At 65.1% G+C, this 15,719-nt stretch carries 16 protein-coding genes; 12 read left to right on the plus strand and 4 right to left on the minus strand.

The features are described from left to right. Positions 1-107: 107 nt before the first annotated feature. The 6 genes from mutS to DY201_RS02265 all read left to right on the plus strand — a co-directional run bounded on the left by mutS (position 108) and on the right by DY201_RS02265 (position 6,776). The gene (gene mutS, locus DY201_RS02245) at positions 108-2,753 is read left to right on the plus strand and encodes a DNA mismatch repair protein MutS (RefSeq protein WP_245432097.1); all 2,646 of its coding nucleotides are present in this window, start codon (positions 108-110) and stop codon (positions 2,751-2,753) included. Positions 2,754-2,784: 31 nt separating this feature from the next. Then, positions 2,785-3,183: a VOC family protein gene (locus tag DY201_RS02250; RefSeq protein WP_115729797.1), complete on the plus strand. Its 399-nt coding sequence runs from the start codon at positions 2,785-2,787 to the stop codon at positions 3,181-3,183. Positions 3,184-3,416: 233 nt separating this feature from the next. Then, on the plus strand, positions 3,417-3,572 hold the full coding sequence (locus DY201_RS28900) for a hypothetical protein (RefSeq protein ID WP_165916083.1): 156 nt from the start codon (positions 3,417-3,419) through the stop codon (positions 3,570-3,572). A 90-nt stretch (positions 3,573-3,662) separates the two neighbouring features. Beyond that, positions 3,663-4,649, plus strand: a complete 987-nt coding sequence (locus DY201_RS02255; protein ID WP_115729798.1) for a methyltransferase — start codon at positions 3,663-3,665, stop codon at positions 4,647-4,649. Positions 4,650-4,855: 206 nt separating this feature from the next. After that, a complete protein-coding gene (locus tag DY201_RS02260) occupies positions 4,856-5,518 on the plus strand; it encodes a helix-turn-helix domain-containing protein (RefSeq protein ID WP_115729799.1) in 663 nt (220 codons plus the stop codon). A 133-nt stretch (positions 5,519-5,651) separates the two neighbouring features. Then, a complete protein-coding gene (locus DY201_RS02265; RefSeq protein WP_115729800.1) occupies positions 5,652-6,776 on the plus strand; it encodes an epoxide hydrolase family protein in 1,125 nt (374 codons plus the stop codon). 83 nt (positions 6,777-6,859) lie between these two features. Here the strand turns inward: DY201_RS02265 and DY201_RS02270 are convergent, their stop codons facing one another. Then, positions 6,860-7,873, minus strand: a complete 1,014-nt coding sequence (locus tag DY201_RS02270; RefSeq protein ID WP_342635210.1) for a helix-turn-helix domain-containing protein — start codon at positions 7,871-7,873, stop codon at positions 6,860-6,862. 151 nt (positions 7,874-8,024) lie between these two features. Here DY201_RS02270 and DY201_RS02275 point away from each other — a divergent pair, with 151 nt between their 5' ends. Then, a complete protein-coding gene (locus tag DY201_RS02275; RefSeq protein ID WP_115733539.1) occupies positions 8,025-9,083 on the plus strand; it encodes an alpha/beta hydrolase family protein in 1,059 nt (352 codons plus the stop codon). 36 nt (positions 9,084-9,119) lie between these two features. Here DY201_RS02275 and DY201_RS02280 read toward each other — a convergent pair whose 3' ends face one another. Next, entirely contained in the window at positions 9,120-9,758 is a 639-nt protein-coding gene (locus DY201_RS02280) for a TetR/AcrR family transcriptional regulator (protein ID WP_115729802.1), read from the minus strand. Between the two features lie 123 nt (positions 9,759-9,881). Between DY201_RS02280 and DY201_RS02285 the strand changes: the two genes are divergently transcribed. Both DY201_RS02285 and DY201_RS02290 read left to right on the plus strand, forming a co-directional pair. Beyond that, positions 9,882-10,436: a GFA family protein gene (locus tag DY201_RS02285; protein ID WP_245431868.1), complete on the plus strand. Its 555-nt coding sequence runs from the start codon at positions 9,882-9,884 to the stop codon at positions 10,434-10,436. Continuing rightward, positions 10,420-10,722, plus strand: coding sequence for a DUF6958 family protein (locus DY201_RS02290; protein WP_115729803.1), 303 nt, complete (start codon positions 10,420-10,422; stop codon positions 10,720-10,722). Before DY201_RS02285 ends, DY201_RS02290 begins: the two co-directional genes overlap by 17 nt. A gap of 12 nt (positions 10,723-10,734) precedes the next feature. Here DY201_RS02290 and DY201_RS02295 read toward each other — a convergent pair whose 3' ends face one another. Continuing rightward, a complete protein-coding gene (locus tag DY201_RS02295; RefSeq protein ID WP_115729804.1) occupies positions 10,735-11,253 on the minus strand; it encodes a Clp protease N-terminal domain-containing protein in 519 nt (172 codons plus the stop codon). Positions 11,254-11,262: 9 nt separating this feature from the next. Next, positions 11,263-11,481, minus strand: coding sequence for a helix-turn-helix domain-containing protein (locus DY201_RS02300; RefSeq protein WP_115729805.1), 219 nt, complete (start codon positions 11,479-11,481; stop codon positions 11,263-11,265). Positions 11,482-11,625: 144 nt separating this feature from the next. Between DY201_RS02300 and DY201_RS02305 the strand changes: the two genes are divergently transcribed. The 3 genes from DY201_RS02305 (at position 11,626) to DY201_RS02315 (ending at position 15,670) form a co-directional block, all read left to right on the plus strand. Further along, entirely contained in the window at positions 11,626-12,210 is a 585-nt protein-coding gene (locus tag DY201_RS02305; protein ID WP_115729806.1) for a TetR/AcrR family transcriptional regulator, read from the plus strand. Next, positions 12,207-13,037 carry an EamA family transporter gene (locus tag DY201_RS02310; RefSeq protein ID WP_115729807.1) on the plus strand — a complete coding sequence of 277 codons (831 nt, stop codon included), beginning with the start codon at positions 12,207-12,209 and terminating at the stop codon, positions 13,035-13,037. The genes DY201_RS02305 and DY201_RS02310 overlap by 4 nt, the downstream gene beginning before the upstream one ends. A 173-nt stretch (positions 13,038-13,210) precedes the next feature. Next, positions 13,211-15,670 carry an EAL domain-containing protein gene (locus tag DY201_RS02315; protein WP_165916084.1) on the plus strand — a complete coding sequence of 820 codons (2,460 nt, stop codon included), beginning with the start codon at positions 13,211-13,213 and terminating at the stop codon, positions 15,668-15,670. Positions 15,671-15,719: the final 49 nt, after the last annotated feature.

A 15,719-nucleotide genomic window follows, 5' to 3' on the forward strand; every position in this document is an offset into this window, starting at 1 on the left:
AAGGTTCAGGCGTGAACGATCGACCGATAATCGCTGCGGAAGCTGACTTTGCGGAACCTCAGGGGGAAAGCCGGGCCGAAGCGCCTGTGCATGCCGCACCGACGCCGATGATGGAACAATATATCGAGATCAAGGCAGCGAACCCGGATTCGCTCCTGTTCTACCGCATGGGCGACTTCTACGAGCTGTTCTTCGACGACGCCGAGAAGGCCTCGCGTGCGCTCGGCATCGTGCTCACCAAGCGCGGCAAGCACCAGGGCCAGGACATCCCGATGTGCGGGGTGCCGATCCATGCCGCCGACGACTATCTGCAGAAGCTGATCGGGCAAGGCTACCGCGTCGCGGTGTGCGAGCAGATCGAGGATCCGGCGGAAGCCAAGAAGCGCGGCTCGAAATCGGTGGTCAAGCGCGACGTGGTCCGCCTGGTGACGCCTGGTACAATAACCGAAGACAAGCTGCTGGCACCGCAGGAATCGAGTTTCCTGATGGCGCTGGGGCGGGTGAAGGGTGCTGGCGAAGCGGCACTCGCGCTCGCCTGGATCGAGATCTCGACCGGTGTGTTCCGCGTCGCCGAGACGACGCCGGACAAGCTCGCCGCCGACATATTCCGCATCGATCCGCGCGAACTGATCGTCGCCGAGCCGGCATTCCATGACGAGGAGCTGAGGCCGAGCTTCGAACTGGTCGGCCGCATCGTCAATCCGCAGCCGCCGTCGATGTTCGATTCGACCTCGGCGCCGGGGCGCATTGCCCGCTTCTACGAGGTGGCGACACCGGACAGTTTTGGCGCGTTCAGCCGCGCCGAGCTGTCGGCGATCTCCGGCGTCATCGCTTATGTCGAGAAGACCCAGAAGGCCGAGCGACCGCCACTGTCGCATCCCGAACGCGAGCAGGAAGGCTCGACCCTGTTCATCGATCCGGCGACGCGCGCCAATCTCGAACTGTTGCGCACGCTGTCGGGCGGCCGCGACGGCTCGCTGTTCCGCGCCATCGACCGCACGGTGACCGGCGGTGGCGCGCGCCTGCTCGCCGACCGGCTGATGTCGCCGCTGACCGATCCCGAGGCGATCGGCGCACGGCTCGATGCGGTGTCGTTCCTCATGGGCGAGACCAGGCTCGCCGACGCGCTGCGGCTCAGCCTGAAGAGCGTTGCCGACATGCCGCGCGCATTGTCGCGGCTGGCGCTCAACCGTGGCGGGCCGCGCGATCTCGGCGCGCTGCGCTCGGGCTTCTCGGCGGCGCAGACGATTGCCGGGCTGTTCGCCGACATGGCTGTGCCGCGTGAACTCGGCACAGCGCTGGAGGCGATCTCTGCCCTGCCCAAAGCGTTTGCCGGGCATCTCGATGCGGCGCTCGGCGACGAGCTGCCGTTGCTCAAGCGCGACGGCGGTTTTGTCCGCGGCGGCTACCATGCCGAGCTCGACGAGATGCGGGCGCTGCGCGACCAGTCGCGCCGGGTGATCGCCGGCATGGAACGCGACCTGATCGAGGAGACGGGCATCCGCTCGCTGAAGATCCGCCACAACAACGTGCTCGGCTACTACATCGAGGTGACGGCCAATCATCAGGCGGCGCTGAACGGCAGCGACGGGGCCAAGGCGCGCTTCATCCACCGCCAGACCATGGCGAGCGCTATGCGCTTCACCACAACCGAGCTGGCCGGGCTGGAGACCAAGATCGCCAACGCCGCCGACCGGGCGCTGACCATCGAGCTCGCCGCCTTCGACGCACTCGTCGAGGAGGCTGTCACCCATGCCGACGCGATCCGCGCCGGCGCCAACGCACTGTCGGTGCTCGACGTCTCTGCCGGCCTGGCAGCGCTTGCGGCGGGCGAAGCCTGGTGCCGGCCGCAGGTCGACCAGAGTCTGGCCTTCGAGGTCGTGGGCGGGCGCCACCCGGTCGTCGAGCAGTCGCTGAGGCGTGCCGCGGCAGCCCCCTTCGTTGCCAATGACTGCGACCTGTCGCCGGCGCAGAATGGGCGCAACGGCGCGATCTGGCTTCTGACCGGCCCGAACATGGGCGGTAAGTCGACCTTCCTGCGCCAGAACGCGCTGATCGCCATCCTTGCCCAGATGGGTTCTTTTGTCCCTGCCGAGCGTGCGCACATAGGCGTGGTGGACCGGTTGTTTTCCCGCGTCGGCGCCTCCGACGACCTCGCGCGCGGGCGCTCGACCTTCATGGTCGAGATGGTCGAGACCGCCGCCATTCTCAACCAGGCGAGCGAGCGTTCGCTTGTCATCCTCGACGAGATCGGCCGCGGCACGGCGACCTTCGACGGCCTGTCGATCGCCTGGGCGGCGGTCGAATATCTGCATGAGAAGAACCGCTGCCGCGCCGTCTTCGCTACCCATTTCCATGAGCTGACGGCGCTTTCGGGCAAGCTCGAACGCCTGCACAATGTGACGATGCGGGTCAAGGAATGGGAAGGCGAAGTGGTGTTCCTGCACGAGGTCGGCAAGGGTGCGGCCGACCGCTCCTATGGCGTGCAGGTGGCCCGCCTCGCCGGCCTGCCGGATGCGGTGGTGGCGCGCGCCAAGGAGGTGCTGCACCAGCTCGAGGAAGGCGAAACATCGGGTAAAGCCAACCGGCTGGTCGATGACCTGCCGCTGTTCTCCGTCGCGGTGAAGCGCGAGGCGGCCAGGCCGGTCGCCAACGATGCGCTGACCAAGGCGCTGGAGGGGCTGAGCCCCGACGAGATGACACCGCGCGAGGCGCTCGACGCGCTGTACCGGCTCAAAGGGTTGACGGCTTAGATAGCCGGCAGCGACAAGGAACGGAGACGGCATGCTTCACCACATCTCGCTTGGCGTCTCAGACATCGAACGCGCCGCGGCCTTCTACGACGCGGCCCTTGCCCCGCTCGGTTATGTCAGGGTCTGGGACGACCTCTTGCCTGGCGCTGACGACCAGGCCGTCGGCTACGGTGTAACAGGCGGCGGTGACAAGCTGGCGCTCAAGCAGCGCAGCAAAGGCCAGCGCCCGCCCGGTCCCGGCTTCCACCTTGCCTTCGCCGCACCTGACCGGCAGGCAGTCGCGGCGTTCCATGCGGCAGCACTTGCCCATGGCGGCAAAGACAATGGCGGGCCCGGTCTGCGGGCGCATTACGGCCCGAACTATTTTGCCGCCTTCGTGATCGACCCTGACGGGCATCCTATCGAGGCGGTGTTCAACCAGGCCATCTAGCCGGGCGCCGGACGCCCCTCACAACTCGAGCGCCGGCGTTCTGCCGGAACAGCTTGCCGGCGCGACCGGGCATCCGCGGTTTGAACCGCCTCGAAGGCTGCGACTTGGGCAAATTTGCCACCGATGGCAGCAGGCGGCCCATTTGGGTCATTGACGTCGTCTCTGCCGCGGCGCCAATGCTGACATCGCACGCGCCGGCAATCTTGCCAGCCAACCAACCGGATGGAGGACGCATGCCCAAGGTCAAAGGTCAGAGCGCTCTCGACAAGGAGCGCGCCAAAACGGAGAAGCTTCTCAAAAAGGTAGGCTACACCGCCCTGAAGGAGGCCGGGGTGAAATCCAGGAGACCCGACCTTCCGAACCTGAAGACCGAAAAGCGAGAGAAATAGCGCGGCCTGTTACCCTGCCCGCAGCGTCCCGGTTGAATCCGCTCTCCCGAACTGCTCAAGTCGGCGCCGGATCGCGAAAGGGGCCGTGGCATGGTGGATTCGGATCGGATCGACAGACTGATCGCAGCGGTGCCCCCTGCCTTGGCGCTTCGCGCCGGCTTGGACCTTGGCATCTTCACCCGACTTGGCGGCAGCGCGGCGAGTGCACACAGCCTTGGGGCCGCGCTCGATATCGCTCCCGATCGTCTTGCGCGGCTGCTCTACGCGCTCGCCAGCATCGGTCTGCTCGACGTCGAGGATGGCCAGTTTCGCAACGGCGCCGAAGCGGCGGCCTTTCTCGACGCGTCCAAGCCGACCTATCGCGGCGGCGATCATGCGTTGCTGCGCGAGCTCTGGGGCGCCGACCTTTTGACAGCGGAATCGCTGCGACAGAACCGGCCGGCTGCGCTGCACGACTTTTCCGACGCGACCCCCGAGTCCGCGGCGGCCTTCAGCCGCATGCTCGCACCGGGAAGCCTGATATTCGGCCGACAGCTGGCCCAGGAGATCGATCTTGAGGCGGTCGGTTCGGTGATCGACATCGGCGGCGGGCCGGGAACGATTCTCGTCGGCCTGCGCGAGGGACGGCCGCATATTGCGGCGACGCTGATGGAACTGCCGACGGTGGCAGCGGTCGCGCCCGATATCCTGTCGGAATATGGTGCCGACGACGTGGTTGTCGAAGAAGGCGACATCACCGTCGCGCCATCGATCGGTCGTCACGACCTGGCGATCCTGAAGGCCGTCGTCCAGGTCCTTCCGCCAGATCAGGCCCGCCGTGCGATCCTCAACGCGGCGCGTTGCCTCACATCAGGTGGCGAAATCGCGATTGCCGGGTGGGGCGTCGTCGATGACGACCGTCTCGGCCCGCCCGAGGGCGTCTTTCTGAATCTCACCTTCCTGAACCTCTATCGCCACGGCGAGGCGTACACTGAAGGCCAATATCGCGCGTGGATGACCGAGGCCGGATTGGTCGACATCTCCAGGTCCCGCCTGACGGACGGCACCACCCTGTTTCGCGGCCGACTTGCCGGCTGATCGCGGCTGAATGGATGCTTCAGGAAACAAGGCCTGCCGAGGCGCGAAGCTGACGTTGCCACACCGAACCCGCTGGTCCGCTTTCAAGCCCGTCCAACTTGAAAGCGGACCATTCGCCTGTGGTCCAGCCGGCCCTCGCAGCCAGGCACCATTGCATCCCCCCGCAACTCCGGCGAGACTGGCCAGCGGGGAGACTGGCGGCAAAGATGCATGAGGTCGTGACACTGGAGGGCTGGACGTCGCCGTTTGTCGAACAGGTGACGCGGACCAGGTTTGCCAGCGGCGGCAGCATGCGGATGCAGCCGGACGGTTGCTGGGACGTCGTCATTTTCAGGAATGCCGACACCACCACCGTTTTGCGCACCGGCCTGACCACCGCCGCCGTCACCCACGACTATGCCGCCGGCGACGAGATCCTGGCGATTGCCTTCAAGCCGAGCAGCTTCATGCCGCTGATGCCGGGCGAGGTGATGCGCGACCAGGGCGTGGTGCTGGAACTGATCGGCAAGGACCGCTTCCGGCTCGGGTCCGACGTGCTGGAGATCCCGACCTTGGACACGGTCGACGGCTTCGTGCGCAAGCTGGTGCGCAACTCCATCGTCGAGGACAACCGGGTCGTTGCGTCGATCGTCTCGGGGCATCCGATGGCGATGTCGGAGCGCACGCTGCAGCGGCATTTTTTGAAGACGACAGGCGTCACCTACAAGACCTTCACCCAGATCGAGCGCGCTCAGAAGGCGGTGGCGCTGATGCAGCAGGGCCGGCCGGCGGCCGACGTCGCCTTTGCGCTCGGCTATGCCGACCAACCGCACATGATCCGCTCGGTCAAGGCGATCATGGGCGTCACCCCCGGGCAGGCCCGCCGCTGAAATTGTCGGAAATCTTCAATCCCTGAACCCGTGCCGCCGGCTAGAAAGGATGCACTTTCAACCCCGTGCTTGCCCTGAAATCGCAGAGATTTTCGTTTGGGACCAGGCACAAGACCAGGATGGACACGCGGCAATGTCTGACATCACCCCCTTCAAGATCACCATTTCCGAGGCCGAGCTGGCCGACCTCAAGGCACGTCTCGCCAACACGCGCCTTGCCAACGAAATTGCAGGCGCGGGCTGGAGCTACGGCATGGCATCCGGTTTCGTCACCCGTGCGATCGATCGACTGAAGAACGGCTTCGACTGGCGCGCCGAGGAGGCCGCGATCAACGCCCACCCGCAATTCGTCACCGAGATCGACGGCCAGACGATCCACTTCCTGCATGTGAAGTCGCCTGTTGCCGATGCGGTGCCGCTGCTCTTGCTGCATGGCTGGCCGAGCTCGTTCGTCGAGTTCCTCGGTGCGATCGGGCCGCTGACTGCGGCGGGATACGATCTCGTCATCCCGTCGCTGCCCGGCTTCGGTTTCTCCGGCCCGACGCACGAGGCCGGGTGGAATGACGGCCGCATCGCCGGCGCCATGCTCGAGCTGATGTCTCGCCTCGGCTACAAGCACTTCGGCGTCCAGGGCGGCGATGCCGGTGCGATCATCGCGCCCGCCATCGGCCGCGCGGCGCCGGACCGTGTCATCGGCGTGCATGTCAATGCGGCGACCATGGGCTTCATTCCGCTCGGCCCGATCGAGCCGAGCGAGATCGCCTCGTTCAGCGATGCCGAGAAGAGCCGCCTGCAGCGACTGCAGCAGTTCATGGCCGAGCGCTTCGGCTTCAACGCGCTGCAGTCGAGCCGGCCGCAGACGCTGGCCTATGGCATTTCAGACTCGCCGGCCGGTCTCATCGCCTGGCTGGGCGACATGTTTGCCGGCTTCGGCGACAGCCCTGATGCGGTCGAGCTGGACCGGTTCCTGACCAATGTACTGGTCTACTGGTTCACCGGCACCGCGGCCTCGTCGATCCGGCTCTATTACGAGAACGCGCATGATCCCGAGGCGTGGTCGCCGAAGCCGAATTCGGGTGTGCCGACGGGCGTTGCCGTCTTCGCCCGCGACGAGGTCGCCATCCGCCGCTATGGCGAAGACGGCAACACCATCCTGCGCTGGACGGAACTCACCAGCGGCGGCCATTTCGCCGCCATGGAAGTGCCGGAGGTCTGGGCGGAAGAGGTCGCGGCCTTCTTTGCCGGTCTGCGGAGCTAGGTTGCGTGAGGTGGCGAACAAGACGCCACCTCCACGCTTTCCAACGGTGCGAAGCACCCGCCAAAATTGCCGGCCTCAGGCAGCTACGCAGCCTGGGGCCGGTTCTTCTCGCGCCAGGAGGCGGGGCTCAGCGTGGTGACGCGGCGGAACTCGCGGTTGAAGTTGGACTTGGTCTGGAAGCCGGCATCGAGCATGGCCGATGTGACCGACATGTCGGTGTCCCTGAGCAGGCGACAAGCCTCCGAAATCCTGACGTCGTTGATGTATTGCGAGACGTTCTTGCCGGCGAGACGGTTGACGGCACCCGAGATCTGCCGCGCCGGCACGCCCGCGCGGCGGGCCAGCCTGGACAGGGTCAAATTGTCGTCGCGGTAGAGCTTCTGCTCGACCAGCAGGCGCTGGACCTGGTCGAGGACCTCGCGGTCCTGTTCTGACGGCGACGGCTCTGGCTGATTGGGCTGGGTCGACGCGGAAGGATGGGCACGCGAGGCGACGAAGGCGGTCAGGCCGATGAAGAACAGGCCAAGCAGATTGGCGTTGCTGGCGATGACGGCGGCGTTTGCGCCCTGCCATCTTTCGAAGGCAAGCAGCACGCCGAGGTCGAACAGGGCCGACAGGCAGAGTGCGACGGCGGCTATGACCAGCGCGCGGTGGGCCGCGACCGCACTGTCCAGGCGCGCCTCGACCAAAGCGTCGGGGCCGCTGCGCCCGAGGTTCAACACGGCGATCGCATAGCCGACGAACAGCACGACAAGTGCTGCATCGATGAGGGCAGGCGCATACAAGACGATCGCGGTCATCACCAGAGGCGGCAAGGCGTGAAGCCAACGCAGGCGACCGTCCGCGAAGTCGTCGCGCTGGAGCAAGGTGCGGAAACTGAACAGCACCAAAGGCGGCAGGCAGCTTGCCAGGATCGGCTGGATATAGCGCGCCGCCTCGACATGATAGCCCCAGCGCAGACCGACGACGACCGACTGCACGGCGCAGAGCGCGACAAGGACAAGGAAGGCCGTATTGCCGCCGGTGGTTTCGCGGGCACGCAAAGCGGCGACGAGCAGGATGACCAGCAACAGGGCGGCGACGAAGGACAAGGGCACGAAGATCAAGGCTTAACCCACCGGAGGAGATGAAGGCCGATCATGGCCTGCATCGCGATCGAGCACGACCTGAATCACGATCGAGGACGAAGATGTAGCGCGATTTCGCCATTGCTTGCTCGTCTTCATTCGCAAACAGAGCGAGGTTCCCGTGCTCCAGCTACTCACCACCATTCCCGCCCTCATCGGCTTCGTGTCCGCCTGCTTCGCTTCGGAAGCGGGCGTCAAAGAGATGTCGGTGCCGCAGTCCGGCCGCGACCTTGCCGTCACCGTATGGTATCCGGCCGCCCCGGGTGGCAAGCCGACTGTCGTCGGCGACAACAAGGTGTTCAAGGGCGCGCCAGCCAGCGTCGATGCGCCTGTGGTGCCGGGGCGCCATCCGCTGGTGCTGCTGTCGCATGGTTCGGGCAGCCGCGTGCAGGCGATGGGCTGGCTCGCCACCGAGCTTGCCAAGGCAGGCTTCGTCGTTGCCGGTCCCAACCATCCGGGCACGACCAGCGGTTTTTCCACCCCGGCCGAAACGCCGAAGCTGTGGCAGCGCACGGGCGATCTGTCGGCCGTCATCGACGCGCTGGCCGGGGATCCGGCGTGGAGCAGCGTCATCGATGCCGACAGGATCGGCGTCGTCGGTTTCTCGCTCGGCGGGGCCACGGCCATGGAGCTTTCGGGCGCGCGCGCCAATCTCGGTGCCTATGCCAGCTATTGCGACAGCTACAAGAAATGGGACTGCGCCTGGTTTGCGAGCGGCACAGGCTACGTCGATGACGAGAAGGTGGACGTGGAAAAGCTCGACCTCAGGAGCATCGATCGGGTGCGCTTCGAGCAGTCGAACCTTGATCGCCGCATCAAGACGGCGGTGCTGGCCGATCCCGGGCTCGCCCAGGCCTATGACGCCGCCAGCCTGAAGCAGATCGCGATCCCGATGCACTTCATCAATCTCGGCGAGGGCGACACCATTCCGCTGGCCGTGATCTCCGACCGGCTGGCGAAGCTTACACCGAAAGGGACCTACGCCACAGTGGCGGGTGCCACGCATTTCAGCTTCCTGCCGGAGTGCAAGGAGGGTGCGGCCGAGATGCTCAAGTCGTTTGGCGAGTTCGATCCGATCTGTTCGGACGAGGCGAGCAGGCCGCGCGGCGAACTGCATGCCGCGCTGATCGGGCTGGTGAAGGATGCGCTGGTGCGCGACCTAATGGTTCCGGAGCAATGACCCTGCCCGGCGCCGGCCACCAGCCGGCGCCGTAACCTAGGTATGATGCCTGGCGTGGGGGCCGAAGGCGGCGAGGAAGATGCGCACGCTTTCGGCGGCGTGGCCGCGGCAGGCCTCGGCGGGCAGGATGGCGGCGTCGCCCAGAAGCATGGCGTCGTTGACCGGGGCCCCCATCACCAGCCAGTTGAAGAACGATGCCGCGGCCTCGAGATCGTCGGCCTCGATCTGACCCAGCCGGCGATAGCGCTCGAAGGCGCGCGACAGGCGGATGATCGAGCGCTGCGGCCCAAGCGCATGCAGCGCCCTGCCGAGCTCGGGAAACCGCTCGACCTCGCCAATAACCAGCCGCCGCAGCTGCATCAGCTTCGGCGTCATGACGATGGTCAGCTGGAGTTCGGCGAATTCCTGGAGGTAGTCGGCGATGGGGCGATCGTCCGACGGCTCTGCAACCTGCTCCTGATGGACGTCGCCGGCAACGCCGGTCAGCCCCCTGACGACGTCGAGGAACAAAGCCTCCTTGCTGTGGAAATGGGCATAGACCGTCTGTTTCGAGACGTCCGCTACCGCGGCGATCTCGTCCATATTGGCACCGAGGAAGCCGTTGCGGAGAAACAGGCCGGCGGCGGCATCGAGGATCGTTTCGCGTGTCCGTTCCTGGCGTGTTTTCGCAGTCATCGATGCACTTTCCTATGTCACTGGCCTGTGTCCCTGTCCACTGGCAGGAGGATAGACCGACATCGTTGACAGATCAAACTGGACGGTCCAGTCTATTTTCGAATTGATGGACGAGGTGATGACATGGCTGACAAGGACATGCGACGGGTCGCCTGCAGGTGCGGACAGGTAGCGTTCGAGGCGAGCGGCGCGCCGATCGTCGGCGCGATCTGCTATTGCTCCAGCTGCCAGAAGGCGGGCGGGATTTTTGCCGCGCTGCCCGGCGGGGCGCCGGTGCTCGAAGGTGACGGCGGCACCAACTACACACTCTACCGCAAGGACCGGATTCGCTGCGTGCACGGCGCCGAGCTTTTGCGCGAACACCGGCTGAGCCCAACAGCACCGACCCGGCGCGTGGTGGCGACATGCTGCAATTCGCCTGTTTTCCTGGAGTTCAAGGGCGGCCACTGGCTGTCGGTCTATCGCGAGCGCATCGACCCTGCCGATCGTCCGCCTCCCGAGATGCGCACGATGACCGCCGACCGCCGGCCGGGCGTCGAGTTCTCTGACAGCTTGCCGAGCTATGCCAAGCATTCCGGCCGCTTCATGTGGCGGCTGTTGACGGCCTGGGCGGCGATGGGTTTTCGCGCCCCCAAGGTCGAATACGTAAAGGGAGAGCTCGATGTCCAAGGCGGCTGAGAAGATCGAGATCCGCAACATCGTCTCGCCCAACCATGTCGTGCGCGTCGACAAGGCGAAATACACCGCCATGCGCGACGCGCTGCTTGAGGTGCTGCCGGCAACGACCCCGGGCCTGACGGTGGCGGAAACAAAGGCGGCGGTTCTGCCAATCCTGTCCGAGGAATTGTTTCCCGGCGGCGACAAGGCCGGCTGGTGGCTCAAGGCAGCCCAGCTCGACCTCGAAGCGCAAGGCATCATCCAGCGCGAGGCGACCAAACCGCTGAGACTTCACCGGGCGAAGTGAACACGTCTCCGCTCAGCGCTGCGTATCGGCCCTGGCGACAGCCTCGGCGGCGGACCTGAGCTGGCCGAGGTCGACGCCCATCGCCCGCAATGCGCGGGCAGCGACGCCGTGCGGCATGCCGGCAACGATGGCGACGACATGCGCGCCGAGCAGCGGGCCGTGGGCGTTGCGATCTGCCGCCAGCGCCTGCATGACCTCCTGCCCTGAAGCCGACGCGTTGAATGCGCCCGGCCGGGTGGCCAGTTGCGCCGGTCCGGTCGAAGCGTCCGATGGCGGACCGACGTCCAGCCCGATGGCGGCAAGGGCGTCGCTATACTGGCGGGCGATGGCATCCTCCAACGCGGCGGGGTTCGCGCCGACGCCCTCGAAGGCCCTTCGCGCCGTGCCGTCGGGCAGGTCGAGCGCCGAAAGCAGGAAATGCTCCGCACCCGGTTCGCGCTGCTGGTCCCGCAGCGCATGCTGCTCAGCCCCGGTACACAGCGTGCCTATAGTACCCATGTCGTTGAAGCGCGCCTTGATGCGGCCGAACATTCTTGTCTCCTAGCTCTCTGACCCGTCGCCAATGTCGGACAGCCGCTTGTGTGCTGCCTGCTTGCTGACGCCGAGCGCCTGGGCGATCCGCGCCCATGACCATCCCTGAGCGAGGGCCGACCTTACGGCACGCCGTTCGAGCGTGTCGGCCAGCCGCCGCAAGGCAACCACCGCGGCCAGCGCTTCGTCTGGATCGTCGGGCAAATGGAGGGCATTCAGGTCAACCATGTGTCAACGTTAGTTGACGTTCTTACGCTTGTCAACAAAGGTTGACACCTGCCGCCAGCGAACAGGGCGAAAGCAGTCTTGCGTATTGACTTTGCAAACCCAATGATACAGACCTGTCTCACCTCTTCGGTGAAAGGCCGGCAAATGCCCGCACCCTACGGCAATCGCGAGAAGCGCCAGCACATTCTGGAAACGGCCTACGGGCTGTTCAAGCGCGACGGCTTCCACGCTACTGGCATAGACAGGATCATCGCCGAGGCTGACGTGGCCAAGATGACGATGTATCGTCATTTTCCCAGCAAGGACGATCTCATCGTCGAAGTGCTCGGCTGGCGGATGGAGCGCTTCGAGCACCAGCTTGATCAACTCGCCGAGACCGGCGGCACGCCTGAAGCCAAGATCGAGAGGATTTTCGACTGGTATGGACGCTGGTTCCAAAGCCCCGATTTTCACGGCTGCCTGTTTGCCCATGCTCTGGCGGAATATGGCGACCCCGCCCATACGGTTTTCAGGGCTGCCACAGACCAGAAGGACAGCCTGAAGCGGCGCATCCACGCAATTGTCCGCGATGTGTTGGCCGATGAGCGCGCCGGAACTTTGGCGGCGGCACTGCTCATGCTCATCGAAGGCGCAACACTGCTGGCACAGATGGGACAAGGTGAAACCGCGATCAGGGATGCCCGCAAGGCGGCGCTGGGCCTTTTCGCCCATTCGACGGCGCCGTCATGAGCGCGGCCGTCGTTGGTCTCGCGCTGTTCGCTGCGATCCTGCATGCAGGCTGGAACGCCTTCCTGCGAACCGGAACTGACAGGCTTTGGACCATCACGGTGATGAGCTTTGCCGGCACTGTTGTCGCGCTGCCGTTTGCCCTCGCCTATCCGATGCCGGCGTCTCCGGCCTGGCTCTACATCGTGCTCTCGGCCTGCCTTCAGGTTGGCTACAGCGTCGTTCTTGTCGCCGCCTACAGATATGGCGAACTCGGGCAGGTCTACCCCATCGTCCGAGGCTCGGTGCCGTTGCTGGTGACGCTTGGCGGACAGATGCTCGCCGGCGAGCGCCTCGGCGTATCGCAAACGCTGGGTGTGTTGCTCGTGGCGACTGGCATCATCAGCCTGTCGTCAGGCGAGGGCAGAGCCGGCGCATCATCGATCCTGCTGGCCCTGGCGACGGGTGCAATCATCGCCAGCTATGCGACCGTCGATGCCGTCGGCGTGCGCCTTGCCGGCCACTCAGGCGCCTATACAGCCTGGGTGCTGCTCCTCTATGGCCTGTTGCTGCCCATAACCTTCATGCTGATGCGCGGCAGGCTCGTGGTCGATCTTCGATCCCCGGAAACATGGAAGACACTGGCGGGCGGGATTGTCGCCCTTGTCGGCTACGCTGCGGTTGTGGCGGCATTCGCGCTCGGGCCAGCCGGCCCGATCACCGCATTGCGCGAGACAAGCGTGGTTTTTGCGGTCTTGATTGGCTGGCTGTTGCTCGGCGAAAGGCTGACATTGCGGCGCGTCATCGCCTGTGCCGTTGTCGCCGCAGGCGCCATCTGCCTCGGCTATTGATCGAAGGACTGCCGTCGCTCGGGCAGTCGACCTTCCGCAACGTCATTATTCTGAAATCTACTTTGAACATTACAGGGAAAGGAATTTTAAAGCTTGCTCATATAGCTATTGCAACTATTCGCGCCGGAAACGCGAGGAGAACAAGCTGGGGGGCGAGTTCGTTCGCCGAACATGTGACAAGACAACGCGACATCAGATCAAAGTTCCAGCTCCTTGGGCTGCTATGGCCCTTCATCGCCGTTGTCCTGATCCAGACCGTCATTGCCGGTGCCAGCCTCTATACGCTGTCGGCCGTGCGTGCCTACGCCGCCGGCGAAAGCGCATGGTCAAAAGGCCACAAGGACGCGATCTATTATCTGACGCTCTATGCCGATTCCGGCGATGCGGCGTATTTCGAACGGTTTCGAAATGCCATCGCGGTGCCGCTGGCAGACCGCGATGCCCGGCTGGCGATGGAAAAGCCGCTGCTCGACTATGACGCGGCCTATGACGGCTTCATTCGCGGCGGCAACCATCCCAATGACAATCCCGGCCTGATCTGGCTGTTCAAGAACTTCCGCCACGTGCCCTATCTGTCCAACGCGGTCGACCGCTGGATCGACGCCGATCCGAAGATCCTGGAGATCGCCGCGCTTGGCGAGGCCATGCATGACGGCATCTCGACCGACAAGGCCTCCGAGCAACAGCTGGCTGCGTGGAAAGACGACATCCATCGCCTGCACGAGGAAACGGCACCGCTGGCCGAGGCCTTCTCCGTCTCGCTCGGGCGCGGGTCGCGCGACATCACCGTGCTGCTGCTCTGCGTCAATGTGGTGACGGCGGCGGCGCTGATCCTGCTGGCGATGCGGCGCACCGGCAATCTTCTCGAACAGCGCCGGGCCTTCGAAAGCGCCTTGAACGCCGAGCGCGAACGCGCCCAGATCACGCTGGCCTCGATCGGCCAGGCCGTCGTTGCGACCGATGCCGACGGCCGACTCGACTACATGAACGAGGCGGCCGAGACGATGCTGGACTGGCATGGCGCCAGTGCCAAGGGCAAGCCGCTCGACCAGTTGTTCCGGCTGGTCAGCGAGGAGAGCGACGAAGAAGACGATGGCTTCATCGCACGCGTGCTTGCAGGCGAGGCGATCGGCGGCAGCGGCGTACCGCAGCAGCTGATGCGGCCGGACCTTTCGAGCGTCGCAGTGTCGCTGGTGGCGGCACCGCTCTATGTCGACGGCAAGGTGGCGGGCGCTGTCCTGGTGTTCCATGACCGCACCAAGGAACAGGAATTCATGGCGCAGCTGTCGTGGCAGGCGACCCATGACACGCTGACCTCGCTGGCCAACCGCCGCGAATTCGAGGCGCGGCTGAACGCGTCGCTCGCAGCCCTGGCCAAGCGCCCGGCGGTGCACGCGCTGATGTATCTCGACCTCGACCAGTTCAAGATCGTCAACGACACCTGCGGCCATGCGGCCGGCGACGAGCTGTTGCGCAAGGTCTCGGCAGCACTGCACGGCCAGTTGCGCCCAACCGACCTTCTGGCGCGACTGGGCGGCGACGAATTCGGCATCCTGCTGGAGAACTGCCCGGAGGAGCTCGCAGCCGACACCGCCGAGGGCCTGCGCAAGTCCGTCGACGAGCTGAACTTCGTCTGGGCCGGGCGCGCCTTCAAGATCAGCGTCAGCATCGGCGTCGTCGGCATGTCGGACGCCAGCATGACGCTGGAAGAGATTCTGCGCAGCGTCGACGTCGCCTGCTATATGGCCAAGGAACGTGGCCGCAACCGCATCCAGATCCAGCAGATCGGCGACATGGAGGTGGAGCAGCGGCTGAGCGAGATGGCCTGGGTGCAGCGCCTGCGCGAAGCGCTGGAGCAGAACCGTTTCCGCATCTTTGCCCAGGAGATCGTGCCGCTGCATGGTGATGCCGCGGTCGGCGCTCATATCGAACTGCTGGTCCGGCTGGCGGACGCCGAGGGCAAGCTGATCGCACCCGGCGAATTCATTCCGGCGGCCGAGCGCTACGGACTGATGCCGCTGATCGACCGCTGGATGGTGCGCCAGGCCTTCGGCATCCTGGCCAGGCAGAGTGCTGATTCGACGCCGATCACGACCTGCGCCATCAACCTGTCGGGCACGAGCTTCGGCGACGACAGCTTCGCCGACTTCGTGCTGGAGCAGTTCGCCCGCACCGGCATTTCGCCTGATACGATCTGCTTCGAGATCACCGAGACCAGCGCGATCGCCGACCTCGACCGGGCGGCACGCTTCATCACCACGCTGCAGGAGCATGGTTGCCGCTTCTCGCTCGACGATTTCGGCTCCGGAATGTCGTCGTTCAGCTATCTCAAAGCCCTGCCCGTCGACTACCTCAAGATCGACGGCGGCTTCGTCAAGGACATGCTGGTCGACCGCATCGACCGCGCCATGGTCGAGATGATCCAGCATATCGGGGAGGTGACCGGCAAGCGCACCATCGCCGAATTCGTCGAGAACGACGACATCGCCAGGGTGCTGCGCGATATCGGCGTCGACTATGCGCAAGGCTTTGGCATCGCCAGGCCGCGACCATTCGGCGAGCACTATGTCGGCATCAAGAGCCGCAGCTTCGAAGCGAGAATCGATACGCCCGACGTGGCGCTGGCGAGCTGATCCGGCTTGCTTGCCGAACGGGCAAAGCGGCGCGACAATGCCCGCGCAT

This window comes from Aminobacter aminovorans (assembly GCF_900445235.1).
Classification (GTDB): Bacteria; Pseudomonadota; Alphaproteobacteria; order Rhizobiales; family Rhizobiaceae; genus Aminobacter; species Aminobacter aminovorans.